The sequence below is a fragment of the Mycobacterium sp. IDUB_3 genome (assembly GCF_055419585.1).
In genome coordinates, this window is record NZ_JBVAXZ010000001.1 from 604,824 (window position 1) to 628,350 (window position 23,527).

The window sequence follows — 23,527 nt, forward strand, 5'->3', positions numbered from 1 at the left end:
CGGCGACGTAGCGGTCGGCTACGGCAGGGTGGGTGGCATCCTGGCCAGGTGGGTTTGATATTCCGGTTGGCGGAGCTGTTGATCTTGATCCTGCCGCTGACCGGTGCGATCGTCGCCGCGGTGCGCGCATTCGGCGCCTACCGCCGGCGCGCCGACGAGCGGTCGCGGGAGATCGGCCCGACACCGCCCGACACGTCCGCCACGGACGGGGCCGCCGTCAATCACGCGGCCCAGTGGCGCTCGATTCGCCGCGTCCTCGATGAGCATGGCCGCACGGACGCGCGCTGGCTCGAGTACGAACTCGACGTCGCCAAGCTGCTGGACTTCCCCCTGATGACCGACATGCGCGACGCGAACACGATCGCGTTCCACAAAGCCAAGCTGCGGGCCGACTTCCTGCGCCCCGTCAAGGCCGAGGATCTGCTCGACGACCGGGAGGGCGCCGCGCGATACATGGCCGCCGTCGAGGACTACGTCACCGCGTTCAACGCCGCCGAGGCCGAAGCGATTCGCCGGCGCCGCAACGATTTCTCCCGGGCGGATCAGCAGCGAATTGCGCGGGCGCAGAGCCTGTTACGAGTCGCGGCTGATCCCGGGGCGGCGTCGCACGAACGTCAGCGCGCCTATGACGTGGCCCGCAACGAACTCGACGGCCTGCTGGTGTTGCCGTCGGCGACACAGGCCAACCTCGAGCGCGGCATATCGGGCGAGCTGGAGCGGTAAGCGGCGGGGCTAGGGACAGGTGTAGCCGCCGTCGATCACGACGTCCGAACCGGTCATGTAGCTGGACGCCTCGCTGGCCAGATAGACGTAGAGGCCGGTGAGCTCTTCGGGGCGGCCGATGCGTCCGAGCGGAATTTTCGGCTCCCACTGGCGGTGGTACTCCGACAACGGCTCGACCAGCTCGGTGAGGATGTAACCGGGGCTGACGCTGTTGACCCGGATGTTATGCGGCGCGAATTCGACTGCCATGGCCTTGGTCAGGTGGATGACGGCCGCCTTGGAGGCGCAGTAGTGGCCGACCTGTTGCGGGACGTTGATGATGCTGCCAGACATCGAGGCGGTAGTGATGATGACGCCGCCGCGCCCCTGGGCCACCATCGCCCGGGCCGCCGCCTGCGCGGTCAGGAAGACACCGGTCACGTTGGTGTCCTGAATGCGCTGGAATTCTTCGGGCGACATGTCCAGCATCGGGACGACGTCGATGACACCGGCGTTGCAGACCGCGACGTCGACGCCGCCCAGCTCCGCGATCACCCGGTCCACCATGGCGGCCACCTGGTCGGGCCGGGTCACGTCGCATCGGATCGGCACCACCTTGCCGTCACCGTCGGGCGCCAGCTCGCCGGCGATGCGTTCCAGCGCCTCGATATTCCGCGCCGCGATGGCCACGTCGGCGCCGGCCTGCAGGTAGGCCTGAGCCACTTTCCTGCCGATGCCGCTGGACGCCCCGGTGACCAACGCCCTCTTGCCGCGCAGGCCGAACAAGTCCATCACGTTCATCCGACATCCCCATCCATACGAGCGACCCAAAACCGAAACACGTTCTAGTGTGTCCGCATGGGCAAATTCACCAGGGCAGAAATCGACAAAGCCGTCGATAACTACACCAAAGTCGTCGAAGGGTGTAGCGCTTCGGGCGATTGGCGGCCGTTTGCGGACCTCTTCACCGAGGACGTCGTCTACACCGAGCACCACTACGGCGTCTTCCACGGGCGCGAGGCGGTCCGCGACTGGATCGTCGCGGTGATGGCGCCGTTCCCGCACATGCGTTTTCCCAATGACTGGGTCGCTCACGACGAGGACAACGACGCCGTCGTCGTCATGATCAAGAACCTGCTCGATCACCCGACCGACCCGACCGGTGAACCCTTCTGGTTTCCGAACTGGACCCGGCTGGTCTACGCCGGCGACGGGCTGTTCTCTAGCGAGGAGGACATTTACAACCCCGACCGGGACGCTCCCGGCGTCGTTGCGGCGTGGATGCAGGCCGGCGGCCAGCTCGCCACGACCGACATCCTGCAGCCCGGCGCATAGCCTCGCGCAGCGAAAGTGCTTGCGCGCGAAGCGCTATCACCGGCGCCAGCCTTTTTCTGACCGACCTACGCCGTGCCGGAAGCGACTGCCCGCCCGCGGCGCCGCGACCGGACCCTACCCAGCGCCTGCTCCCAGGCGAGCAAGGTTGCGGCTTTCACGTTGGCGGGCTTCACGCTGTCGCGGGACAGCAACGCCGTCGCGGCGGCCTTCGTGGTCGCCGAAGCCTTCGACATGTGACCCGAGTCGTACGGTGGCTGCGGGTCGTATTCGAGCGCGAGCTGGATTGCCTTCGCGCGGGATTCGCCGGCGATCTGGCCGGCCAGCCACAGCGCGAGGTCGAGCCCGGCGGACACGCCCGCACTGGTGACGATGTCATCGGAGTGCACGATTCGTTCGTCGGTCACGGGCACCGCGCCGAATGCCTTCAGCGCGGAAACCGTCAGCCAATGCGACGTCGCCCGGCGGCCGTCCAGCAGGCCGGCGGCCGCCAGAATCACCGACCCCGAGCACACCGACGTCGTCCAGCTCGCGCTGTGGTGGGCCCGGCGCAGCCAGTCGAGCAGCGCGTCGTCACGGGCATGAACCGGCGTCGACGGACCCCCGGGAACGAGAATCACATCGGGGGAGGGGGTTTCGGCCAGCGAGTGGGTGGCGCCGATAACGAGCACCCCGGAGTCGGCGGTGATCGGTCCGGCTTCGTGCCACACGAAGCGCACCTCGGCGCCCGGCAGGTTGCGCAGCACCTCGTAGGGACCGATCATGTCCAGCGCGGTGAATCCCGGATAGGCCACGATGGCGATTTGGGTCATCAGAGTCGTCCTTTCGATGTCAGGCGAAGGCCTTGCGGTATTGGTCGGGCGAAATGCCAACGCGGCGAAGGAAATTGCGTCGCATGGTTTCCGCGGTGCCGAAGCCGCACCGAGCGGCGATCGCGACGACGGTGTCGTCGGTCTCCTCCAACTGCCGGCGTGCGGCCTCGGTGCGGATGCGTTCGACGTATTGGCCGGGCGCCTCACCGATTTCGGCGGTGAACACCCGGGTGAAGTGCCGCGGGCTCATCGCGGCGCGGCGCGCCAGCTCGTCGATGCTGTGCGGACGGCCCGGCGCCGCCTCGATCGTCTCCTGCACCTCGCGGATCGAGTCCCGTCTGGCCCGCGGCATCCACACCGGCGCGGCGAACTGGGTCTGGCCGCCCGGCCGACGCAGATACAGCACGAGCCAGCGGGCAACCGTCTGCGCAAGCTCGGTGCCGTAGTCGTCTTCGATCAGCGCGAGCGTCAGGTCGATGCCCGCGGTGACGCCCGCCGCGGTCCATAGGATGTCCGAGCTTCGCACGAAGATCGGGTCGGCATCGACGTCGATGGCGGGGAATTCACTCGCCAACCGCTCGGCGAAGGCCCAATGGGTGGTCACCCGGTGCCCGTCCAGCAGGCCCGCCTCGGCGGCGAGAAACGCACCGGTGCACACCGTGACGATCCGGCGGGCTTGGGTGGCGACGGTCTTGATCCAGGCGAGAAGGTCGGCATCGGAGCGGGCGGCGTCGACACCGGCGCCGCCGGGCAGAACGACCGTGTCGATCGGGTCGGCCGGGTCCGGCAACGGGGTCGCCACGAAGGCCAGCCCGGTGGCCGTCTGCACAGGTTGGCCACCGACCGAGGCCATCGCGACGTCGTAGCCGCCGCCCGTCAGCAGCGATGCGCCGGTGAACACGTCATACGGGCCCACCACGTCAAGGGCCTGCACGCCGGGAAAGCCGACGATGACCACCTTGCGAGGCATGGCTTCAGTGTTGGGCACGCCGGGGCCTGTCGTCTACGCCATGCATCCCACTGATTAGGACATGGGACCTGCCCCAAGGCCGCCACGGCGGCCTTGGCAGACTGTTGCCCATGGCACAGATAACGTTGCGTGGAAACCCGATCAACACTGTCGGCGAGCTGCCTGCCGTCGGATCCAAAGCCCCGGCCTTCAGCCTGGTCGGCGGCGATCTGGCAGCGGTGAGCAGCGAGCAATTCGGCGGTAAGCCCTTGGTGCTCAACATCTTTCCGTCCATCGATACGCCGGTGTGCGCCGCCAGCGTGCGGACCTTCAACGAGCGTGCCGCCGGGGGCGGGGCGACCGTGGTGAACGTCTCGAAAGACCTGCCGTTCGCGCAGGCGCGATTCTGTGGCGCCGAGGGCATCGAGAACGTCAAGAGCGGTTCGGCGTTCCGCGACAGCTTCGGTGAGGACTACGGCGTCACCATCACCGACGGTCCGATGGCCGGATTGCTCGCCCGGGCCATCGTGGTGATCGGCGCCGACGGCAACGTCGCCTACACCGAGCTGGTGCCCGAAATCGCCCAGGAGCCCAACTACGATGCGGCTCTGGCGGCGGCGGGCTGACCTCCGCGCCCGCCTAGGGCTAGGTCTCGTCGAGTTCGGCCCGGCCCACCCGCTCCGACGTGGCCGCCAGCAGCTCGCGGCAGCCTCGCCACATCTCGTTGATGATGTCGGCGGCCGGCGGCAGGTCCTGGATGCGCCCGGCCACCTGACCCGTGTTGGCGACGCTGGCGTCCAGGTCGCCCTCGAAGTAGAGCCGCTGCACCCGTTGTAGCGCCGCGGCGCCCTCGCCCGCAGATGTCGCGGTGTCGAGTCGCTCGGCGGCCGGGGTGCGGATGACGCGCATCATCCGCGTGCCGTCGAGGGGGAGCATCACCGTGCCGGTCTCGTCGGCGTCGACGACCGCCTGCTTGAGGTTGCCGTGCACCGGCGACTCCGCCGAGGCCAGCAGCCTGGTGCCCATCTGCACCGCTTCGGCGCCGAGAACAAACGCGGCCGCCATGGACCGCGCATCGCAGATCCCCCCGGCGGCGACGATCGGGATGTCGACGTGTGCCGCCACCAGCGGCAGCAGCACCATGGTCGACGCGCCGAACCGGTTCTTGAATCCGCCTCCCTCGACGCCCTCGACCACCAGCCCGTCCACCCCGGCATCGACGGCCTTCTTGGCCGCGGCCAGGGTGCCCACCACGTGGAACACGGTGATGCCCGCGTCGTGGAGACGTTCGGTGAACACCGATGGGCTGCCGGCCGAGGTGGTGACGAACCGAATGTCGTTGGCGACGAGCAGATCCAGCATCGCCGGGTCGCGGTTGAACAGTAACGCGATGTTCGCGCCGACGGCACCGCCGGTCAGCTCGCGCACCCGTCGCAGGTCGGCCCGGCCCGGATCCGAGGTGGTCTCGATGATGCCCAGGCCGCCGGCGTTCGATACCGCGGCGGCCAGTTGGGCGCCGGCGATGTAGGTCATCGGCGCCTGGATGATCGGGATGTCGATGTGTGCGAGCGCGCAGACCCGGTTGGGTGCGGCACCCGGGCCGCCGGTGGTCATCGGTCCCGCGGATCGATGAGGTCGCGGAAGCCCTCCGACCGGTGGACCGATGCGCCCAGACTTCGCACTCGCTCGGTCAACGCCCGGTCGGACGTCACGACGCGAATGTCGTGCGGCGCGGCGTCGGCCGCGACCAGCCGGACGATCTCGTCGTCGGCCGAATTCGCGGCCGCCCGGGGTGCGTGCGCAACCTCGACCACCGATGACGTGATGGCCGTCGACGGCGGTCGTTCGAAAACCACTGTCACCGTTTCTCCTTGACCCGACGCCCATCGATCCAGGCTTTCCACCAATGTGACCATGGCACCGTTGCGGTCTTTCCACCAGCCATCGGGACGACTTCCGATCACATTCATGCCGTCGACGATCCAGCGCACAATCCACACCGTAAACGACCCGGCGTGACCGATTGAATTTCGTTCGAGAAGCCGTCAGTGGTTGATACGGTCACCCTCATGACCTCGATCGCCGACACCGAAGACCGGGTGATCGCGCTGGCCCGCGGTATGCGGGACCTGGTGCGCGCCGAAGCCGCCGAATCCGAGCGGATGCGCACCCTCACCCCCGCGATCGTCGACGCGATGTGGGCCAGCGGGCTGATGTCGGCGTTCAACCCGGTAATGGCCGGCGGGGTCGAGCCGTCGTTCACCGAGATGATCGAGACCTGGATCGAAATGGCTTGGCAGGATGGGTCATTCGGCTGGGTGGGGATCGCCAATCTGCCGTCGTCCTTCGCCGCGGCGGCCTATCTGCCCGACGAGGGCTTCGCCGAAGTGTTCGCCGCACACGACAACCGGGTCACCATGGGCGGCCAGTTCTTTCCCAACGGGCAAGGCGCTGCCGTCGACGGCGGCTACCGGGTGACCGGCGCCTGGAACTTCGGTTCGGGCACCGGTCACGCGCAATACGTTGCGGCCGGTTTCCTGCCGATGGACAACGGCGAGATGCGCTGGATCAGTGAGGGTTTCCCGGAGATGCGGGTCGCTGTGATTCCGCGGGAGGAGATCAGTTTCAACGACGGCTGGTTCGTGCAAGGGCTGAAGGGCACCGGCTCCTACGACTACAGCGCTCAGGACTTGTTCGTACCCGAGAGCCGCACGTTCGAGCTGTTCGTGCGGCAGCCCCGCCGGGGGACCTCGCCGGCCACCCGGATGGGGCTGATGCCCGTGACCGCCGCCGGGCACGCCTCGTGGGCACTGGGCGTGGCCAAGAGCATGCTCGACGATGTCCAAGAGTTGGCCGCGACAAAATTCCGGATGAGTGACATGGCGGCACTGGCCAGCCGCCCCACCTTCCAGAAGGGGCTGGCGCATCACCGCGCGGCGTGGCGTGCGGCTCGCCTCTTGGTGCTCGACGCGTTCACCACCGCCGAGGCGGCGGTAGCGTCGGGTGAGGACCTGACACCGGCGCTTCGCGCCGACATGCGGGTGGCCGCCGTCTACGCCACCGATGTGGCCCGCGGCTGCGCCGAATGGGCCCACCTGGTCGCCGGGACCAGCTCGATCCGCGAGGGCAGCCGGCTGGAGCGTGCCTTCCGGGACATCTACACCGGAACACAGCACGCCTTCATCAGCGAGAAGGTCGCCATCGACGTCGCCCAGATCTGGCTGGGCATCATCGAGGACCAGCCCGGGTTGTAAGGCATCGGACCTAGGTTCGGCGACAGGTCCTCGCTACCATTGCGCGCATGCGCGGCTCAAAAATCCTGATCACCGGTCCGACCGGTCAAATCGCCACCCCCATCGCCCGAGCGCTCGCCGCCGACAACGAGGTTTGGGGGATCGCCCGTTTCACCGACCCTGCCGCGCGCGAAGGCCTAGAGAAGGCCGGGATTCATTGCGAGAAGGTGAATCTGGCGGCGGGCGACTTCACCGCCCTGCCAACGGATTTCGACTACGTCCTGAACTTGGCGGTGGCCAAGAGCGGAAGCTGGGACAAGGATCTGGCGGCCAACGCGGAATCGGTAGGTCCGCTGATGGCCCACTGCCGCAACGCGAAGGCGTTCCTGCACTGCTCGTCGGCCGCCGTGTATGACCCGCCCGACGACGATCCCCGCAGCGAGCAGTCCGCCCTCGGTGACAACCACAAGCCACTGTTTCCCACCTATTCCATCTCTAAGATCGCCGGGGAAGTGGTGGCCCGGTCGGTGGCGCGCGTCGTCGGCGTGCCCACGACGATCGCCCGGCTCAACGTCCCCTACGGCGACAACGGCGGGTGGCCGTTCTACCACATGGAGATGATGTTGGGCGGTATCCCGATTCCCGTTCCACCCGGTGAACCCGCCCGCTACAACCCGATTCACGAGGACGACATCATCGCGACGATTCCCAAGCTGCTCGAGGTCGCCTCGGTACCGGCGACCACGGTCAACTGGTGCGGCGACCAGACGGTCAGCCTGCAGGAGTGGTGCGATTACCTCGGCTCACTCGTCGGCAGGGAGCCGATCTTCGAGGTGAGCGAGCAAGCGCTGCGCGGCAATCCCACCACGATCGACCGGATGCACGAGCTCATCGGCGGCACCTCGGTCGACTGGCGCGACGGAATCCGCCGCATGGCGGCCAAGTTCCATCCCGAGCTGGTCGGCGTCTAACCGGCTGCGGCACAACGTCATTGGTCGAGCGAATCAAGCTCAGCCCTGTATAAGGCGGGTGGCGGCCTCCACCGCGGCGGCGCGGCGGCCCGCGATGACGTCCGCGTCAGTTGTCTCCGCGTCGGGATCGGGCCAGTGCGCCCAGGCCAGCCCGATGCCGAACAGCAGCACCAGCAGCTGCCTCGGGTCCCACGACGGATCGACGTGACCGTCTAGGCGGGCGCGTTCCAGTGCCGCGATGGCCGTAACGGGCGGGGATCCGCCGTCGAACTCCGGCTTGTCGAGTGGAAAGCCCCCAGCCGCGACCTGCTGCGGCTGAGCGGGCAGGACCCCTACCGGGGACTGAACCCACTGGCCTGGCGCAGCGCCACGCTGGCCTGAGGACCAAACAGCCCGAGAGAGGTGCGGCCTTAGGCGACTGCCTGGTCCGGGTGGCAGCATCACATTGGTGACCAGCACACCGGACGCCGCCGCGCAGCGCCTGCGCACGCTGGTGCTGTTGCGCCGCGTCCGCGACCGCATCGATCGGGACTACACCCAGCCATTGGACGTCGAAGCGCTCGCGCGCGGCGTGCACATGTCCGCCGGCCACCTCAGCCGCGAATTCCGGCGGGCCTACGGCGAATCGCCGTACTCCTATTTGATGACGCGACGCATCGAGCGAGCCATGGCCCTGCTGCGCCGCGGCGATTTGAGCGTCACCGAGGTGTGCTTCGCGGTCGGGTGCTCATCCTTGGGCACCTTCAGCACCCGATTCACCGAACTGGTCGGTGTGCCGCCCAGCACGTACCGGCGCGAAGCGGCCGGCGCGCTGGCGGGCATGCCGCCATGCGTGGCCAAACAGGTCACGAGACCGATCAGGAATCGAGAAGCATCCGCCACCGGACCGCACCTAGCCTGACCGCATGGACATCACCATTCACTCGAGCTTCCTGCCCCACGAGGACCCGGAAGCATCGCTCGCCTTCTATCGCGACGTCCTCGGGTTCGAGGTTCGCCTCGACGTCGGCAAGGGCACGATGCGCTGGATCACGGTCGGCCCGCCGAACCAGCCGGACACGTCCATCGTCTTGAATCCGCCCGCCGCCAACCCGGGCATCACCGACGACGAGCGCCGCACCATCGCCGAGATGATGGCCAAGGGCAGCTACGCCACACTGCTGCTGGCCACCAAGGACCTCGATGGCACGTTCGAACGGCTGCAGGCCGGCGACGTGGACATCGTTCAGGAGCCCACCGACCAGCCGTACGGGCTTCGCGATTGCGCCGTTCGCGATCCCGCGGGAAACCTCATCCGCATCCAACAACTCCGCTGAGCCGATCGAGCTTGACCAGCCGTGTGCACAATGCTAAGCAAGTGCTCAGCACTGAGCGCATTGGGCGCTGGGGAGCCACGACTGGAAATACGAAAGGGATCAGATGACCGTGCAGGCGGTATTGGACGACATTCGCAAGCGCCCCGGAACGGGTGACGTCATCTCGGTCATCGATCCCGCGACCGAGGAGACGATCACCGAATTCACCGACTGCGGGCAAGAAGCGGTCAACGACGCCGCGGCGAAAGCGAAGGCGGCCTTCGAGTCGGGGGTCTGGGCGGACCTTCCGGGCCGCGAGCGGGCCAAGATCCTTTGGCGGATCGGCGAGCTGATCGACGAGCACGCCGAGGAGTTCGCACAACTCGACTCGCTCAACACCGGCATGCCGCTGATGCAGGCCCAGTTGCAGATGTCGACCTGTTCGGAGTTCTTCCGCTACTACGCCGGTTGGTGTTCGAAGATCAACGGCGTCGCCTACGACGTGAAGACCGACGGCATCGCGACCGACAACTACGTCAACATGCACGCCTACACCTTGAAAGAGCCGTATAGCGTTGTGGGCTTGATCTTTCCGTGGAACGGCCCGATCTTTAACGCCAGCGCGAAGCTGGCGCCGGCCCTGGCCGCGGGCGGCAGCCTGTTGGTCAAGCCGGCCGAGGAGACGCCGCTGTCGGCGCTGCTGTTGGACAGGCTCATCCACGAAGCCGGCGTGCCCGAGGGCGTCGTCAACCTACTAACCGGTTACGGCCACACCGCGGGCGCCGCGATCACCGCGCACCCCGATGTCCAGAAAGTCGCCTTCACCGGCTCCACCGAGGTCGGCAAGGAGATCGTGCGGGCCTCGGCCGACAACCTGAAGAAGGTCACGCTCGAACTGGGCGGCAAATCGCCGGTGCTGATCTTCGACGACGCCAACCTGGACAACGCCATCATGATGGCGTCGCTGGGCATCTTCGTGCACTCCGGCCAGGGCTGCGTGTGCGGGTCGCGCATCTTCGCCCAGCGCGGCGTCTACGACCGGGTCGTGGAAGGCATTGCGATGATGGCGAATTCGTTCAAGCTGGGCGCCCCCAGCGAGGAGGGCTGCGTCAGCGGCCCGCTGATCAGCGAGAAGCAGTTGACCCGCGTCATGGGCTTCATCGACGAGGGCAAGAAGGACGGCGTCGAGGTGGTCACCGGCGGTCACCGCCTGGACCGCAAGGGCTACTTCGTGCACCCGACGGTGCTAACCAACGTCGACACCAGCATGCGGCTGTACCGGCAGGAGATCTTCGGGCCGGTGGTCACCATCCTGCCGTTCGACGACGAGGACGAGGCCGTGGCCCTGGCCAACGACACCACCTACGGCCTGGCGGCCACCGCCTGGACGGAGAACCTGGGCCGGGCCCACCGCATCATGAGGCGGCTGCAGGCCGGCAGCGTTCAGGTCAACTGCCAGTTGGTCTTCGACCACGATGTGCCGTTCGGCGGGTACAAGCAATCCGGCTGGGGTCACGAGTTCGGTAAAGAGGGCCTCGAGATCTACCTGAAGACGAAGTCGGTCTGGGCTCAGCTCTAAACCTGTTGTCCGACAACGGAAAGTCCCGGATCCCAAAGGTCCGGGACTTCTCCGACGGCCGTCAGACGAGTCAAGATCCCTTGTTGTAGCGGGTGAGGAACCCGACGGAGGCCACCGCGGCGGCTGTCCCGATCACACCCCACAGCACCACCTGGAAAGCCATCGCGCCGAAGAACCAGCCGAAAGTCATTCCGAGATAAAGCATCCAGATCAGCCGGTAGACGCTCCAGATCGCGAGCAGGCCGGTGCTGATCCCGATGTACAGGCTGCGTTGGCGATCGACACGGTTGATCTGCTCTTGGATGCTGGTCGGCACGATGTTCATTTGCTGTCTTCCTTTCGTCGGGCGCCACCTCCGTGGCGGCGTCGTTGCGGTAAGTACAAACCCGCCCCGTGGCTACCGATCCCAATCACGCGCCCCCGCCGATTCCGGGCCGCCGGCCCCGGGTGCGTTCTACTCTGCACAAAGGGGGTCGTGCAGAAGGGTTGGCTCGATGAACGTGGTGCCCCGCATGGCGCTGGCCTGGATCGTCTTGCTGGTGATGGCGACCTCGACGGCCGGGCCCGCGGGCGCCGATCCGCCCGCCACCCGGGTGATCACCGTGATGGCCGTCGGACCCGGCGGCGACGCGATGAACGGCTACAAAGTGGCATCCGGGCCGGGCAACGTCGGGCAGGCCAGCGACTGCTCGGAACCGTCACCGTCGGCGGTTGCCGACAACGTCTACTACTGTTCGCCGAGCGCCGCCGGAGCCGGCACCTGCTGGCCGTCGACGCCGGGATCGCTTCTGTGCGTGGACAATCCGTGGGACATGCAGATGCACCGGGTGGTGTTCGACGGTCAGCTCCCGCCCGTGCACGCGACCGCCGCCCCGGATCCGTTCGCGCTTACCCTCGACGACGGCGCCCGCTGCCTGCTCCGCAACGGCGGCGCGTGGGGTGGGCGAGCCGACGGGTATACCGGCGTCTACGGGTGCGGCAGCGACCTGGCCGTGCTGTGGCTGCCCAGCCAGGGCCCCGGATCCTGCATCGACCGCTCGTCGCCGGCGTGGACCGTCAAGGTCGGTCGCCTCGGCGCACCGGACGCCGCCCTGCCACCGCCCGCGACCCGCACCGTGAGCGAGGCCTGGTTCGCCGGAGGCAGGGCTGGGCAGTAGGGCCGGGACGGTACTGCTATAACGCAACGTATGTCTGGTCCAGCGCACACCATTACCCACGTTTCCGACACGGCCCGGTGGACTGCGCTGCACCGGGCGACCGAATCGGCCCGCCCCGATGCGCTGTTCAAGGACCCCCTCGCGGAACGCCTCGCCGGTGAACAGGGCCGCGCGATCGTCGCAGGAGTTCCATGGACGGATCGCAGCGGTTGGTGGCTGGTCGCACGGACCAAGCTCATCGACGATGCCATCGCCGACGCACTCGCACAGGGCTGTGACCGTGTTCTGAATCTGGCCGCCGGCCTGGATACCCGGCCCTACCGCCTAGACCTCCCACCGGATCTCACCTGGATCGAGGCCGATCTACCCAAGCTGCTCGCCGAGAAGACGCAAGTACTTGCCGATCAGACCCCGCGCTGCCGGCTCAGCCGCACCGCGGTTGACCTCGCCGACCCGCTCGCCCGAGACACCTTCTTCAACGAGGCGCTGGACGGGGCGACGAGGGCCTTCGTGCTGACCGAGGGGTTGTCGATGTACCTGGAGGCCTCCGACATCGCGGCCCTTTCGGGCGCGATCAAGCGACCCGAGGTCGCGTGGTGGATGATCGATTTCGCCTTTCCCGGCCTGGAAAAGCGGATCAACAAGAATGTGGCCGGGATTTCGGAGAACGCACCCTTCAAGTTCGCGCCCGAAAACGGGCTGGCCTTCTTCGAAGATCTCGGCTGGCGAGCCGTCAAAGCGGAATCGCTGCTGGTGGCCGCCAAACGGTTCGGCCGCTTACCGATATGGATGCGTCCGCTTGCCTGGCTGCGATCGGATTTGCGCCGGCCGGGGGGCAGGCCCACGACCGCGGTCGCGCTGCTGACGCACTGAGACGTGCCGCCTACCAGACGCGTATCCAGTCGATGAGCATGTCGGCGGGATAGGTGCCCGGGCCCGGGTCTTCGCCACCCGACCCGGCCACCGCCAGGTTGAACACCGGATAGACCGTGTAGCCCGCCCCGTTGAACGGCCAGTCCGGCAGCGAGCTCGCCGGCACGTCGAAGTAGGGCGCAGCGCCTTCGGTGTAGTCCTTCCAGAACCGGATGCCCGCCTCGTCCCACTGCGTGCGCCAGGTGTGCCAGGCGCTGTCCACCGCGATGTTGTGCGTCTTCCATTCGCCGCCGTTGGCCTCGGCGTGCACGGTGGTGGCCGCGGGCCATTTGCCGTTGCCGTACCACTCCATGACGTCGATCTCGCCCTGATCGTCATTGCCGAGCCAATACGCGGGCCAGGCACCCGGGGTCAGGCAGTTCAGTTTGATCCGGGCTTCCCAGATGTGGCCGACGCCGCCGCGCCACAGGCTCTGCACCTTGCCGCTGTAGTACGTGGGGCCATCCTTGGCGGCGCGCAGCACCAGGTTGGAATTGCCGTCGACGAACACGTTGCGGCGATCGTCGCGGTACTGCCCGATGTGCTCGGGCAGCTCCCAATAGGTCGGGTCCTTGATCGTCTCGCGGGCTTTCGCGATCGCCCACTTCGACGCATCCGGGGCGGAGCCCGCCGGGCCGTCGAACTCGTCCGAGAAGATGTAGCTCCCGGACTGGCCGCTGGGCGCCGCGGGCGGCGGCACCCGACCGGCACGTTCGTCCTGCCGGGGCGGGTGGGCCCAGGCTGTCGGGCCCGGCAGCGTGGCTGCCAGCACGCCGATCCCGGTTGTCAAAATCATGCGGCGGCGATCGATCTCCGGCATAAGCAATGGACCCTAGCAGGCAACGGTGCCTGAGGCTCAAACGGGAATTCTGTCGGTGCCCGTCGCTATGGTTCTGATCGCGGTCGTACCAGCACGGACGACAGCACAGAGGTGGCAACGGATTACGTTTCGCGAATTCACGGCCAATTCTCACCTTCACCGGTGGTTTGGTCTCAGGATTCGACGGGCATTCTGGAATCACGATCCGATAACCACAGTGTTGTAGCTTTTGCGGGTGGTACTGAGAGGAGTGACGATCGTGGCGAATACACAAGAAGGCACGGTTATTTTCCTTCAGTCCCATCCGGCATGGGCCGCCGCGCAACGCCGCGAACGCGAACGCAATGAAGCAATGCGCCGCCATCCGTCGTTCCGCGCCCGCCAGCGCGCCGCAGCTGCTGGTAACCCGGTGGTTCCGATGGTCCGCAACTTCAAGCTGTACTCCAGCGGCAACACGCCCGCCTGAATTCATCACCGAATTGGCGTGATCTCGTTCGCGTCTCGGTCGTTAAAATTAGGCCTCGGAGCAAACAGTTAAGCCGGCCGCGTCGGCCGGTGCTCTCAAGTTCTAGCTGAGGTAATTACCGGCGTTCCCAGCGCTACTACCGTGCGTAGTAGCCATTGCTGGGGAGCCGCCAATGTCCAACTGGGGTGCGGTGCCGACGCACCATTCGCTAACCGGAGGAATGGTCGCCTTCGCGGCCGCGTTTGCGCTCCACGCGGTCGATCATTTTCGGGGGGACGTTTCCGTTGCGCACCGCCGTCGGCGAGACCGGAGCCGCGCTGATCCTCGGCCACGCAGGCCCGTGGGCGCGGCACGAGGAGGCCGCGCCCATTCAATGCCGTCGAGAAACTGCTTAACGCGTCACGTCAGTCATGCCCGGAGGTCGCGGCGCCGATATCGAGCACACCACCGCCCGCCGGATCGTCAACCTCGACGATCGGGTCGTCGACGTCGTCGAACTCCAGCCGCAGTGCCCGAGACATGATCGCGTGCATCACATACATGGTCGTGGTGTAAGTGAATTCGAGGATCTCGGTGTCGGTGAATACCTCACGCAACTGAGTGAACAACCGCTCTGGCACTCGGCCATGCTGTCCCGCAAGGCAATCCGCATACGCCAGCAACAGCCGCTCTGTCTGATCGAAACACTCGGCGGTCTGCCAGGACGGTATGGCCGCGATCTTTTCCTCGGACAGCCCCGCCGAACGGCAGGCCTTGCAGTGTTGGGAGAAGACAAACTGGCTGCCGACGACCCAGCCTGCCCGGATCTGGCCCAACTCGCGGTGATCGGCCGGGATGGAGACCTCTTCGCGGTAGAGGCGGAAGCCGCGCACCGCATGGCGCAGCGCCGCGGGGGATTGCGCCATCACCGTCCACCAATTGCCAGGAGTGCCGCCGACGGCGCCCGGCTCGGCGACCGGATCACGATCGCCGAACATGAAGTCGTACATCTTCAGCGTGAATTCGTCGCTGACTTCTCCCCGCGGGATCGGATCAAGACGCGGCATCGCGTCTCCTCTCAGCTGGCGGCACGGATCTGGCGTTACCGCAGATTGCTTTCGATCCTAGGTTCTGCGTCTGCCGCAACGCAGTTCACGGCGGCTCAGCCAGCGGGAAGCCTTTGGGCAACCGGCCGGCCCGCATCCTCATCGGCCATGCCGGTACGCACTCGTGACCCATGACCGACGCGCAAATCCGGCAGCGCATGCGCTAGCTGATTGAGCCTTGCCTGTTAGCCGGGAGAGAGGTCCGGCGCCGAAGCCGGTCAGAGCTTGCCGGCGACGAAGTCGGCGGCCTGGTTGGCCATGCCCGCGTCGATGTAGGCACCGGCGAGATGCTGTGGCCAGTTTTCCTTCCAGGTGTTCGGATCGGCCGGGTTGCAGATGGGATCGGCGCCGTGGCACAACTCGATGGTCCGGTCGTTATAGGTCGGGTTGAAGTTGGTGATCGGACCCACCCATTGGCTTCCGTTGCCGAACAAGGCGACGGCGGCGATGTGCTGATCGACGCCCGGCGGGAGCGGGCTGTCGAAACCGAACGCGCCGATCGGCGCCGCCAGCACGACGTCGGTGACCGCGGCGCCCAGTGAGTAGCCGCCCAGCACCAGCCGGGTGTCGGGGCAGTTGTTGACCATGTCCTGGATGTGGTGGCTCATGTCGTTGGCGCCCTGGGCGACCTCGGTGTCGGCCGGGTACTGCACGGCGTATGCGCCGACGGTCCTGTTCACCTTGCTGCGAACGTTACTGATGAAGGCGTTACCCAGCACGCCCGGCCCGGGTGATTCGTTACGGCCCCGGGCGAACACGATCTGCACCGGCGGGCAGTTCGCGGCCCCGGCCGGCGGCGCCGCCCCCGGGGTCCCGGGCGGAAGCACCGCTGCGGACAAAATCAGGGCGACCGCGGCCACGACCCCGGCAAGGCCAACACCAGCAAATTTGCGGATAAGCAAGACGCGCACGAGATGATGGTAAAGCGAACCCCCCTCCGCCCGCTGGCCAGCCGGGATACAGGTCGCAAATGATCGCTCAGCGCGAACAACGACCACGGCGTCGGCGGTCCCGATCGAGACGATAGGTTCAGCTGATGAGTCACGTCGACGCGCACGCGCCCGAGCGCCTGTTCGCGCTGGCCGAACAGGTGCAAGGTTTCATGCCGGCCGACGAGGGCCGCGCGCTGTACGACGCCGCGCTGCGGTACCTCGGCGGCGGCATCGGCGTCGAGATCGGAACGTACTGCGGCAAATCCACCCTGTTGCTGGGTGCGGCGGCGCAACAGACCGGCGGCGTGGTCTACACGGTCGACCACCATCACGGTTCTGAGGAACACCAGGCCGGGTGGGAGTATCACGACGCGTCGATGGTGGACGAGGTCACGGGCCTGTTCGACACGCTGCCGACGTTTCGCCGTGCGCTCGATACGGCCAGGTTGGACGAACACGTCGTCGCGATCGTCGGCAAGTCACCGGTGGTGGCGCGGGGCTGGCGCGCACCGCTGCGGTTCCTGTTCATCGACGGCGGCCACAGCGAAGCCGCCGCGAACCAGGACTTCGACGGCTGGGCCAAATGGGTCGACACCGGTGGGGCGCTGATCATCCACGACGTGTTCCCCGACCCGAAGGACGGCGGGCGGCCACCGTATTACATCTACTGTCGCGCACTCGATTCCGGACATTTCCGGGAGGTCTCGGCCACCGGATCGCTGCGGCTGCTCGAACGTGTCGGTGGCGAGCCCGGGGAGCAGCTCTAGCGGGCTATCGGCCCGGACCCGTGACGACGCATTCGCAATCGAAGTCGGTCTGTAGGCCCACCGGCAGCTCGTCGCCGCGGAAGATTCCCGCCCCGGCGGTGGTGTTGGACAGGGCGTCCGCAGCCAGGATCATCGCCGCACCGGTCCACGTGGTGCGCTCCTCGGGCCACCGCTTGCCGTCCGCGAAAACCAGTCCCGTCCAATATGATCCGTCGCCTTCGCGCAGATGCTGCATCGCGGCGAACTGCCGGTGAGCGTCTGCGTGCTGCCCGATGGCGTCCAGAGCCATCACCAGCTCGCAGGTTTCGGCACCGGTCACCCACGGACGATCGCCGACACACCGGATGCCCAGGCCGTCGACCACGAAGGCATCCCAACGCTGTTTGATGCGGGCGGCCGCTGCCGGACCCCGCAGGGCGCTACCGAGGATCGGGTAATACCAGTCCATCGAGTAGCGGTCTTTTTCGGTGAACGCCTCCGGGTGCGCGGAGATGGCGTGACCCAGCCGGCCCAGCGCCAACTCCCACTCCGGCTGCGGATCCCCGACCAAGGCGGCCAGGGCGAGCGCGCAGCGGATGCTGTGGAAGATGCTCGAGCACCCGGTCAGCAGGGCTTCGGGCAACACGCCGGCTTGGCTTCGCGCCCAACCGATCTCGCCGTAGCCGAATTGCATGTCGATGACGAAGTCGATCGCTCTGTGCACCACCGGCCACATCTGCGCCGCGAACCTCTCGTCGCCGGTGACCAGTACGTGATGCCACACGCCGGCGCCGATATAGGCGCAGAAGTTGCTGTCGCTGTTGGCGTCTTCGATGACACCCGCGCGGAACTGGAGGGGCCACGAGCCATCGGGGCGCTGGGTGCGGCGACACCAGTCGAAGGCGGCCCGAGCCGGCTCCAGCAGACCGGCGGTGGTGAGCGCCATCGCGCACTCGATGTGATCCCACGGATCGGTATGGCCGCCCTCGAACCAGGGGATGGCACCCGATGATTCCTGTGCGGCGGTTATGGAACGCGCGGTCTGTCGGCATTGTTCAGGAGTCAGGACCCCCGGAACTGCGGGCGGGTTAGACCGATGCAACTGAATATCCCTCAGTTGCTTGGCTTTTCGCCTCATGCGGTTTGACGAAATACATCGCTACGCTCTTGCCCACCAGCGGATTGAGCAGCGACTCCGCCAGCTGGGTGATCTTCGGCCGCTGCATCAGGTCCCACACCAGCAGCTTGTGGTAGGCGGTCACCGCGCGGTGGTCGGTGTTCTGCACGCCCACAGCGCATTTGAGCCACCAGAAGGGGGAGTGAAGCGCGTGGGCATGATGGGTGTGGGTCAATTCCAGCCCGCCGCCGGAGATCTTGCCGCGCAATTCGCTGGCCCGGTAGATGCGTACGTGACCACCCTCGTTGGCGTGGTACTCGTCGGACAGCCACCAGCACACCTGCTCGGGCAGCCACCGCGGCACGCTGACCGCCAGCGTGCCACCGGCTTTGAGCACCCTGATCAGCTCGGCGATCGCCGCGTCGTCGTGGGGGATGTGCTCCAGGATCTCCGACGCGATGACGCAGTCGAACGTCTGGTCGGCGTAGGGCAGCTTGAGCGCGTCGCCGGCGACCACCTTCGCCGACGCGCCGGCGGGCGCCTCGCCGGTTTCGGCCATCGCGCGCAGAATGCTGTCCACCGAACGCAGTTCGGCTTCGTCGCGGTCGAACGCTACGACGTCCGCGCCTCGCCGATACGCTTCAAACGCGTGCCGACCGGCTCCGCATCCCACGTCGATGACCTTGGTCGACGGCCCGATGCCCAGCCGGTCGAAATCGACTGTCAGCATGGCGCTCCGCTCTGCGCGTTGCGTGCGATCGCCCGCTCGTAGACCCGAACGGTTTGAGCGGCCACCGCTTCCCAGCTGAAGACGTTGACGGCACGGGTGCGTCCCGCCTTGCCGAGGCCGCGGCGCTTTTCGGGGGAGTCCAGGAGTTCACCGAGTGCGCGCGTCAGCGCATCCACGTCTGCGGGCGGCACCAGCTCGGCGCAAGCACCGTCCGTCCCAAGGACTTCCGGCAGCGCGCCGACCCGGCTCGCGACAATCGGGGTGCCGCTGGCCATGGCTTCCACCGCGGGCAGCGAAAACCCTTCGTAGAGCGAGGGGATGCAGGCGACCTCCGCGGACGCGAACAGGGCGGCCAGCTCGGCGTCGGACAGCCCGCTGGTGATGTGCACGATGTCGGAGATCCCGAGTTCGGCGATGAGCTTGTGGGTCGGGCCATTGGGCTCCACCTTGGCGACCAACCGCAACTCGAGATCCCGGACGGTGCGCAGCCGCGCGACCGCCTGCAGCAGGGTGCGCACACCTTTGAGCGGGGTGTCGGCGCTGGCGATCGCGATGATGCGGCCGGGCTCGCGGGGGCCGGATCCAGGTTTGAACAGTTCGGTGTTCACGCCCAGCGGCACGACGTGAAGCTGCTCCGGTGCCACACCGAAGTCGGCGATGATGTCCGAGGCCGACGACGACGAGACGGTCAGGAGGTCGGGGATGTGCCGGGCGACCTCTTGCTGCATGTCCAAGAACCCATACCAGCGGCGCACCAACGGCTTTCGCCACCATCGCGCGGCGGCCAGATCCAGCACCCGATCGCGGGTGATCGGGTGGTGCACGGTGGCCACCACGGGAAGTCCCACCCCGGCGATGCTGAGCAGTCCGGTGCCCAGACTCTGGTTGTCGTGGACTACGTCGAAATCGGCTGTCCGCTGGGCAAGTAACCGCGCGGCCCGCATCGTGAACGTTCGCGGTTCGGGAAAGCCAGCGGTCCACGTGGTGAGCAATTCCAAGAGGTCGATGGAGTCGCGAATCTCGCTCGGCCGCGGCACCCGGAAGGGGTCGGGTTCCCGATAGAGATCGAGGCTGGGCACCTCGGTGAGTCGGACCCGCGGGTCGAGCAGGTCGGGATACGGCTGTCCGGAAAACACCTCGACGTCGTGACCGAGTTCCACCAGACCGTGGCTGAGATGGCGCACGTAGACGCCCTGTCCGCCGCAATGGGTCTTACTACGGTAGGACAGCAGGGCAATTCGCATACTCAACTCTTCTTTGCTGGAAAATGACCGCGGAATGGCGCCGAATCCATCGCGGTCAACGGGCTCCCGAACTCCGTGACAGCAAACTGGACATGTGTCCAGACTATAGTTCGATCACCTAATCGAGCGCAACGAGCCGGAGATCCGCCATCCCGCGCATAGGTGGCCCCCAGGATGTCCGACACGCAAAGATCATGCCACTGGCCGATGTCGGCCCTCTTTCCGACCGGTCGGTTCCGGCCACCCGCCCCCCGGAGGTGACCTGCGCGGACCGGCGAAGATCGGCCGAAAAAGGCGGCTGCTTTTTGTTACCATCGCGCGGTGCGGGATTCGGCCGGACCGGGCGGACGCGGCGACCAGCGATCGCCTTCGAGGCGCGACCTCTTCAAATACGCCGGCGCCTATGCCATGGCGCCGGCCCTGCTAAGCCTGGGCGCGGGCGCCGAGGCGCCGAAGGCGTCGGCGGCCGGCATGAGGCTGATCGATTTCGCCGAGCGCCGGATCGCTCCCGACGAGATCAAGTCGGCCGGCTACGACGGCGTGGTGAATTACGTGTCGCAGTCGCGGCCGGGCGCCAACTTCGAGGCCAAACCGCTGACCCGGGACTACGCCGACGCCCTGCGCGCGGCGGGGCTGCACATCGTAAGCAACTTCCAGTACGGCAAGCCCGGCTGGCCCGACCCGTCGGATCTCACCCGGGGCTATGACGGCGGCGTGGCCGACGCCCACACGGCCATGCAGTTGCACTCCGCGGCGGGAGGCCCGAACTCGGCACCCATCTTCTTCAGCGTGGACGACGACATCGACGCCAACGCTTGGAATAGCGCGGCGGTCCAATGGTTTCGCGGGATCAACTCGGTGTTGGGCGTGGGCCGCACCGGCATCTACGGAGACGCCCAGGTGTGTGGATGGGCGATCAGGGACGGCGTCATCGGTCCGTCCACCAGCGCGGGACACCAATGGGTGTGGCAGACGAGGTCTTGGTCGCACGGCGATCGCCAACCCGCCGCGGTCCTCTACCAGACGGTCGTCAACAGCCCCGGAAATCCGGGGCCGCTGCTGGGCGGCATCAACGTCGATGTCGACGATGTCCTCGCCGCCGACTTCGGGCAGTGGGATCTCGATCGCTGACCCGCACGCGAAAGAACGGCACCCCGCGAGCTCGTGGCTCGCGGGGTGCCGCTTTTGATCAAGACCCTTTCTTACTTGAGGTCGAACCGGTCGTTGTTCATGACCTTGACCCACGCCGCCACGAAGTCCTCCACGAACTTGCCGTGGGCGTCGTCCTGGGCGTAGACCTCGGCCAATCCGCGCAGCACCGAGTTCGAGCCGAAGACAAGGTCATTCGGGGTCGCGGTCCACTTGAGCGCGCCGGAGGCCCGGTCGTGGCCTTCGTAGACGTTCTCCGCGGTCTCCGACGCCTTCCACTCGGTGCCCATGTCAAGCAGGTTGACGAAGAAGTCGTTCGTCAACGCCCCCGGCCGGTCGGTGAACACGCCGTGCTTGCTGCCGCCATGGTTGGCGCCCAGCGCACGCAACCCGCCGACGAGCACCGTGAGCTCCGGACCGGTCACACCGAGTAGGTACGCGCGGTCCATCAGAAGCTGCTCGAGCGGGGCCTTCTCGCCCGGCCGCGCGTAGTTGCGGAACCCGTCGGCCCGCGGTTCGAGCACGGCGGCGGCCTCCACGTCGGTGGTCTCTTGCGAGGCGTCGGTGCGCCCGGGGGCGAAGTGCACCGAGATCTCGTAACCGGCGTCCTTGGCCGCCTTCTCGACCGCCGCGGAACCGGCCAGCACGATCAGGTCCGCAATCGAGATCTTCTTGCCGCCGGAGGCCGAGGCGTTGAAGTCCTGCTGGATCCGCTCCAGCACGGGCAGCACCTTGTCCAGTTCGGAGGGCTCGTTGACCTCCCAGCTCCGTTGCGGCTCGAGGCGAAGCCGCCCGCCGTTGGGACCACCGCGCTTGTCGGTGTTGCGGTAGCTGATCGCGGCCGACCAGGCGGTCTTGACCAGCTGGGGCACGGAGAGACCCGATGCGAGCACCTTGCTCTTCAGGTCCGCAACATCCTTGTCGTCGACGAGCGCGTGGTCGACGGCCGGCACCGGGTCCTGCCACAGCTGTGGTTCGGGAATCCACGGCCCCAGGAAGCGGGTGACCGGTCCCATGTCGCGGTGCAGCAGCTTGTACCACGCCTTGGCGAAGGCGTCGGCCAGCTCCTCGGGGTGGTCCAGCCAGCGCCGGGTGATGTCGCGGTAGATCGGGCTTTCCCGCAACGAGATGTCGGTGACCAGCATCGTCGGAGCGCGCCCCGGCCCACCGAACGGGTCGGGGATGGTTCCCGCGCCGGCGCCGTCCTTGGCGGTGAACTGCCAGGCGCCGGCGGGGCTCTTGGTGAGCTCCCACTCGTAGCCGTACAGCGTCTCCAGGAAGGAGTTGTCCCACTTGGTCGGCGTTGGCGTCCAGACGACCTCCAGGCCGCTGGTGATGGCGTCCTTGCCCACGCCGCTCCCGAACGAGCTCTTCCAGCCGAGCCCCTGCTGTTCGATCGGGGCGGCCTCCGGCTCGGGGCCGACCAGGTCGGCGTCACCGGCACCGTGGGTCTTGCCGAAGCTGTGGCCGCCGACGATCAGCGCGGCGGTCTCCTCGTCGTTCATCGCCATCCGGCCGAAGGTCTCGCGGATGTCGATCGCGGCCGCGACCGGGTCCGGCTTGCCTTCGGGCCCTTCGGGATTCACGTAGATCAGGCCCATGGTGGTGGCGCCGTAGGGCTGCGCGAGATCGCGCTTGCCCGAGTAGCGCTTGTCGGTGCCCAGCCATTCCTCTTCTTCACCGAACAGGATCTCCTCGGGCTCCCAGACGTCTTCGCGGCCGAAGGCGAAGCCGAACGTCTTGAATCCCATCGATTCCAGGGCCGTGTTTCCGGCGAAGAGCAGCAGGTCAGCCCAGGAGATCTTGTTGCCGTACTTCTTCTTCAGCGGCCACAGCAGCCTGCGCGCCTTGTCCAGGCTGGCGTTGTCGGGCCAGCTGTTGAGCGGGGCGAAGCGCTGCATGCCCTGGCCGCCACCACCGCGGCCGTCATAGATGCGGTAGGTGCCCGCGGCGTGCCAGCTCATCCGGATGAACAGGCCGCCGTAGTGACCGTAGTCGGCGGGCCACCAGTCCTGCGAGGTCGTCAACAGCGTGACCATGTCGGCCTTGAGCGCATCGACGTCGAGCTTGGCGAACTCCTCGGCGTAGTCGAAATCCTCACCGAGCGGGTTGGACTGGGCGACGTGCGGGTGCAGCCGCGACACGTCGACCTGGTTGGGCCACCAGTCCTGGTTGGTCCGTGGAGCATTCGACTTCGGCTGCGGCGAAGGGATTGCTGGGTTTTCGCTTTCGCTGGTGCTAGCCGACCCTGCGTCAGGTTGGGGTGGGCGGCTGGCGGATGTATCAGATGACACAG

At 67.0% G+C, this 23,527-nt stretch carries 27 protein-coding genes; 13 read left to right on the top strand and 14 right to left on the bottom strand.

Annotated features, from left to right (window positions below; translation table 11 throughout):
• The first annotated feature begins 48 nt into the window (after positions 1–48).
• Positions 49–723, top strand: coding sequence for a hypothetical protein (locus ACZYVJ_RS02540; protein WP_463829575.1), 675 nt, complete (start codon positions 49–51; stop codon positions 721–723).
• A 9-nt stretch (positions 724–732) separates the two neighbouring features.
• Here the strand turns inward: ACZYVJ_RS02540 and ACZYVJ_RS02545 are convergent, their stop codons facing one another.
• The gene (locus ACZYVJ_RS02545) at positions 733–1,503 is read right to left on the bottom strand and encodes an SDR family oxidoreductase (RefSeq protein WP_463829576.1); all 771 of its coding nucleotides are present in this window, start codon (positions 1,501–1,503) and stop codon (positions 733–735) included.
• Positions 1,504–1,560: 57 nt separating this feature from the next.
• Here ACZYVJ_RS02545 and ACZYVJ_RS02550 point away from each other — a divergent pair, with 57 nt between their 5' ends.
• Positions 1,561–2,037, top strand: a complete 477-nt coding sequence (locus tag ACZYVJ_RS02550) for a nuclear transport factor 2 family protein (RefSeq protein ID WP_463829578.1) — start codon at positions 1,561–1,563, stop codon at positions 2,035–2,037.
• Between the two features lie 65 nt (positions 2,038–2,102).
• On the opposite strand, the gene ACZYVJ_RS02555 is transcribed toward ACZYVJ_RS02550, so the two are convergent.
• Positions 2,103–2,846, bottom strand: a complete 744-nt coding sequence (locus ACZYVJ_RS02555; RefSeq protein WP_463829579.1) for a DJ-1/PfpI family protein — start codon at positions 2,844–2,846, stop codon at positions 2,103–2,105.
• A 19-nt stretch (positions 2,847–2,865) separates the two neighbouring features.
• Positions 2,866–3,816: a GlxA family transcriptional regulator gene (locus ACZYVJ_RS02560; protein WP_463829580.1), complete on the bottom strand. Its 951-nt coding sequence runs from the start codon at positions 3,814–3,816 to the stop codon at positions 2,866–2,868.
• Positions 3,817–3,926: 110 nt separating this feature from the next.
• Here ACZYVJ_RS02560 and tpx point away from each other — a divergent pair, with 110 nt between their 5' ends.
• Positions 3,927–4,421, top strand: coding sequence for a thiol peroxidase (gene tpx / locus ACZYVJ_RS02565; protein ID WP_085289592.1), 495 nt, complete (start codon positions 3,927–3,929; stop codon positions 4,419–4,421).
• Positions 4,422–4,440: 19 nt separating this feature from the next.
• Here tpx and ACZYVJ_RS02570 read toward each other — a convergent pair whose 3' ends face one another.
• Positions 4,441–5,409, bottom strand: coding sequence for an NAD(P)H-dependent flavin oxidoreductase (locus ACZYVJ_RS02570; RefSeq protein ID WP_463829581.1), 969 nt, complete (start codon positions 5,407–5,409; stop codon positions 4,441–4,443).
• The gene (locus ACZYVJ_RS02575; protein ID WP_463829582.1) at positions 5,406–5,786 is read right to left on the bottom strand and encodes an NYN domain-containing protein; all 381 of its coding nucleotides are present in this window, start codon (positions 5,784–5,786) and stop codon (positions 5,406–5,408) included. Before ACZYVJ_RS02575 ends, ACZYVJ_RS02570 begins: the two co-directional genes overlap by 4 nt.
• A 78-nt stretch (positions 5,787–5,864) precedes the next feature.
• On the opposite strand from ACZYVJ_RS02575, the gene ACZYVJ_RS02580 reads away from it, so the two are divergent.
• Entirely contained in the window at positions 5,865–7,049 is a 1,185-nt protein-coding gene (locus ACZYVJ_RS02580; protein ID WP_463829583.1) for an acyl-CoA dehydrogenase family protein, read from the top strand.
• Positions 7,050–7,096: 47 nt separating this feature from the next.
• Complete coding sequence (locus ACZYVJ_RS02585) at positions 7,097–7,999, top strand: NAD-dependent epimerase/dehydratase family protein (RefSeq protein ID WP_463829584.1); 903 nt, start codon at positions 7,097–7,099, stop codon at positions 7,997–7,999.
• Between the two features lie 39 nt (positions 8,000–8,038).
• On the opposite strand, the gene ACZYVJ_RS02590 is transcribed toward ACZYVJ_RS02585, so the two are convergent.
• Positions 8,039–8,521, bottom strand: coding sequence for a hypothetical protein (locus ACZYVJ_RS02590; RefSeq protein ID WP_463829585.1), 483 nt, complete (start codon positions 8,519–8,521; stop codon positions 8,039–8,041).
• On the opposite strand from ACZYVJ_RS02590, the gene ACZYVJ_RS02595 reads away from it, so the two are divergent.
• The 3 genes from ACZYVJ_RS02595 (at position 8,448) to ACZYVJ_RS02605 (ending at position 10,873) form a co-directional block, all read left to right on the top strand.
• Positions 8,448–8,900, top strand: coding sequence for a helix-turn-helix transcriptional regulator (locus tag ACZYVJ_RS02595; RefSeq protein WP_463829586.1), 453 nt, complete (start codon positions 8,448–8,450; stop codon positions 8,898–8,900). The two genes, ACZYVJ_RS02590 and ACZYVJ_RS02595, sit on opposite strands and share 74 nt — an antisense overlap.
• Positions 8,901–8,904: 4 nt before the next feature.
• Positions 8,905–9,315, top strand: a complete 411-nt coding sequence (locus tag ACZYVJ_RS02600) for a VOC family protein (protein ID WP_463829587.1) — start codon at positions 8,905–8,907, stop codon at positions 9,313–9,315.
• A 103-nt stretch (positions 9,316–9,418) separates the two neighbouring features.
• Positions 9,419–10,873 carry an aldehyde dehydrogenase family protein gene (locus ACZYVJ_RS02605; RefSeq protein ID WP_463829588.1) on the top strand — a complete coding sequence of 485 codons (1,455 nt, stop codon included), beginning with the start codon at positions 9,419–9,421 and terminating at the stop codon, positions 10,871–10,873.
• A gap of 70 nt (positions 10,874–10,943) precedes the next feature.
• Here ACZYVJ_RS02605 and ACZYVJ_RS02610 read toward each other — a convergent pair whose 3' ends face one another.
• The gene (locus tag ACZYVJ_RS02610) at positions 10,944–11,198 is read right to left on the bottom strand and encodes a hypothetical protein (RefSeq protein ID WP_044485686.1); all 255 of its coding nucleotides are present in this window, start codon (positions 11,196–11,198) and stop codon (positions 10,944–10,946) included.
• Between the two features lie 169 nt (positions 11,199–11,367).
• Between ACZYVJ_RS02610 and ACZYVJ_RS02615 the strand changes: the two genes are divergently transcribed.
• Entirely contained in the window at positions 11,368–12,030 is a 663-nt protein-coding gene (locus ACZYVJ_RS02615; RefSeq protein ID WP_463829589.1) for a hypothetical protein, read from the top strand.
• Positions 12,031–12,060: 30 nt separating this feature from the next.
• Positions 12,061–12,903, top strand: a complete 843-nt coding sequence (locus tag ACZYVJ_RS02620; RefSeq protein ID WP_463829590.1) for a class I SAM-dependent methyltransferase — start codon at positions 12,061–12,063, stop codon at positions 12,901–12,903.
• 10 nt (positions 12,904–12,913) lie between these two features.
• Here the strand turns inward: ACZYVJ_RS02620 and ACZYVJ_RS02625 are convergent, their stop codons facing one another.
• Entirely contained in the window at positions 12,914–13,762 is an 849-nt protein-coding gene (locus ACZYVJ_RS02625) for a glycoside hydrolase family 16 protein (RefSeq protein ID WP_463829591.1), read from the bottom strand.
• Positions 13,763–14,021: 259 nt separating this feature from the next.
• Between ACZYVJ_RS02625 and ACZYVJ_RS02630 the strand changes: the two genes are divergently transcribed.
• Positions 14,022–14,228: a hypothetical protein gene (locus ACZYVJ_RS02630; RefSeq protein ID WP_155764318.1), complete on the top strand. Its 207-nt coding sequence runs from the start codon at positions 14,022–14,024 to the stop codon at positions 14,226–14,228.
• Positions 14,229–14,632: 404 nt separating this feature from the next.
• On the opposite strand, the gene ACZYVJ_RS02635 is transcribed toward ACZYVJ_RS02630, so the two are convergent.
• On the bottom strand, positions 14,633–15,274 hold the full coding sequence (locus ACZYVJ_RS02635) for a carboxymuconolactone decarboxylase family protein (protein ID WP_463829592.1): 642 nt from the start codon (positions 15,272–15,274) through the stop codon (positions 14,633–14,635).
• A 257-nt stretch (positions 15,275–15,531) separates the two neighbouring features.
• Positions 15,532–16,215, bottom strand: a complete 684-nt coding sequence (locus tag ACZYVJ_RS02640) for a cutinase family protein (RefSeq protein WP_463832802.1) — start codon at positions 16,213–16,215, stop codon at positions 15,532–15,534.
• A gap of 134 nt (positions 16,216–16,349) precedes the next feature.
• Here ACZYVJ_RS02640 and ACZYVJ_RS02645 point away from each other — a divergent pair, with 134 nt between their 5' ends.
• Positions 16,350–17,012, top strand: coding sequence for a class I SAM-dependent methyltransferase (locus ACZYVJ_RS02645; RefSeq protein ID WP_463829593.1), 663 nt, complete (start codon positions 16,350–16,352; stop codon positions 17,010–17,012).
• A gap of 4 nt (positions 17,013–17,016) precedes the next feature.
• On the opposite strand, the gene ACZYVJ_RS02650 is transcribed toward ACZYVJ_RS02645, so the two are convergent.
• The 3 genes from ACZYVJ_RS02650 to ACZYVJ_RS02660 are packed head-to-tail and all read right to left on the bottom strand — an operon-like array spanning position 17,017 to position 20,082.
• Positions 17,017–18,093: a prenyltransferase gene (locus ACZYVJ_RS02650; protein WP_463829594.1), complete on the bottom strand. Its 1,077-nt coding sequence runs from the start codon at positions 18,091–18,093 to the stop codon at positions 17,017–17,019.
• Complete coding sequence (locus tag ACZYVJ_RS02655; protein WP_463829595.1) at positions 18,080–18,838, bottom strand: class I SAM-dependent methyltransferase; 759 nt, start codon at positions 18,836–18,838, stop codon at positions 18,080–18,082. The genes ACZYVJ_RS02650 and ACZYVJ_RS02655 overlap by 14 nt, the downstream gene beginning before the upstream one ends.
• The gene (locus ACZYVJ_RS02660; RefSeq protein WP_463829596.1) at positions 18,832–20,082 is read right to left on the bottom strand and encodes a glycosyltransferase family 4 protein; all 1,251 of its coding nucleotides are present in this window, start codon (positions 20,080–20,082) and stop codon (positions 18,832–18,834) included. The genes ACZYVJ_RS02655 and ACZYVJ_RS02660 overlap by 7 nt, the downstream gene beginning before the upstream one ends.
• 321 nt (positions 20,083–20,403) lie before the next feature.
• Between ACZYVJ_RS02660 and ACZYVJ_RS02665 the strand changes: the two genes are divergently transcribed.
• On the top strand, positions 20,404–21,213 hold the full coding sequence (locus ACZYVJ_RS02665) for a DUF1906 domain-containing protein (protein ID WP_463829597.1): 810 nt from the start codon (positions 20,404–20,406) through the stop codon (positions 21,211–21,213).
• A 71-nt stretch (positions 21,214–21,284) separates the two neighbouring features.
• On the opposite strand, the gene katG is transcribed toward ACZYVJ_RS02665, so the two are convergent.
• Positions 21,285–23,525, bottom strand: coding sequence for a catalase/peroxidase HPI (gene katG, locus ACZYVJ_RS02670; protein ID WP_463829598.1), 2,241 nt, complete (start codon positions 23,523–23,525; stop codon positions 21,285–21,287).
• Between the last annotated feature and the right edge of the window lie 2 nt (positions 23,526–23,527).

What these genes read in the sequence shown, in the direction of transcription:
- ACZYVJ_RS02545 (WP_463829576.1), bottom strand. Translation starts at nt 1,503, where the DNA reads ATGAACGTGATGGACTTGTTCGGCCTGCGCGGCAAGAGGGCGTTGGTC.
- ACZYVJ_RS02550 (WP_463829578.1), top strand. Translation starts at nt 1,561, where the DNA reads ATGGGCAAATTCACCAGGGCAGAAATCGACAAAGCCGTCGATAACTAC.
- ACZYVJ_RS02555 (WP_463829579.1), bottom strand. Translation starts at nt 2,846, where the DNA reads ATGACCCAAATCGCCATCGTGGCCTATCCGGGATTCACCGCGCTGGAC.
- ACZYVJ_RS02560 (WP_463829580.1), bottom strand. Translation starts at nt 3,816, where the DNA reads ATGCCTCGCAAGGTGGTCATCGTCGGCTTTCCCGGCGTGCAGGCCCTT.
- tpx (WP_085289592.1), top strand. Translation starts at nt 3,927, where the DNA reads ATGGCACAGATAACGTTGCGTGGAAACCCGATCAACACTGTCGGCGAG.
- ACZYVJ_RS02570 (WP_463829581.1), bottom strand. Translation starts at nt 5,409, where the DNA reads ATGACCACCGGCGGCCCGGGTGCCGCACCCAACCGGGTCTGCGCGCTC.
- ACZYVJ_RS02580 (WP_463829583.1), top strand. Translation starts at nt 5,865, where the DNA reads ATGACCTCGATCGCCGACACCGAAGACCGGGTGATCGCGCTGGCCCGC.
- ACZYVJ_RS02585 (WP_463829584.1), top strand. Translation starts at nt 7,097, where the DNA reads ATGCGCGGCTCAAAAATCCTGATCACCGGTCCGACCGGTCAAATCGCC.
- ACZYVJ_RS02590 (WP_463829585.1), bottom strand. Translation starts at nt 8,521, where the DNA reads ATGCGGTCGCGGACGCGGCGCAACAGCACCAGCGTGCGCAGGCGCTGC.
- ACZYVJ_RS02600 (WP_463829587.1), top strand. Translation starts at nt 8,905, where the DNA reads ATGGACATCACCATTCACTCGAGCTTCCTGCCCCACGAGGACCCGGAA.
- ACZYVJ_RS02605 (WP_463829588.1), top strand. Translation starts at nt 9,419, where the DNA reads ATGACCGTGCAGGCGGTATTGGACGACATTCGCAAGCGCCCCGGAACG.
- ACZYVJ_RS02610 (WP_044485686.1), bottom strand. Translation starts at nt 11,198, where the DNA reads ATGAACATCGTGCCGACCAGCATCCAAGAGCAGATCAACCGTGTCGAT.
- ACZYVJ_RS02615 (WP_463829589.1), top strand. Translation starts at nt 11,368, where the DNA reads ATGAACGTGGTGCCCCGCATGGCGCTGGCCTGGATCGTCTTGCTGGTG.
- ACZYVJ_RS02620 (WP_463829590.1), top strand. Translation starts at nt 12,061, where the DNA reads ATGTCTGGTCCAGCGCACACCATTACCCACGTTTCCGACACGGCCCGG.
- ACZYVJ_RS02625 (WP_463829591.1), bottom strand. Translation starts at nt 13,762, where the DNA reads ATGCCGGAGATCGATCGCCGCCGCATGATTTTGACAACCGGGATCGGC.
- ACZYVJ_RS02635 (WP_463829592.1), bottom strand. Translation starts at nt 15,274, where the DNA reads ATGCCGCGTCTTGATCCGATCCCGCGGGGAGAAGTCAGCGACGAATTC.
- ACZYVJ_RS02645 (WP_463829593.1), top strand. Translation starts at nt 16,350, where the DNA reads ATGAGTCACGTCGACGCGCACGCGCCCGAGCGCCTGTTCGCGCTGGCC.
- ACZYVJ_RS02655 (WP_463829595.1), bottom strand. Translation starts at nt 18,838, where the DNA reads ATGCTGACAGTCGATTTCGACCGGCTGGGCATCGGGCCGTCGACCAAG.
- ACZYVJ_RS02660 (WP_463829596.1), bottom strand. Translation starts at nt 20,082, where the DNA reads ATGCGAATTGCCCTGCTGTCCTACCGTAGTAAGACCCATTGCGGCGGA.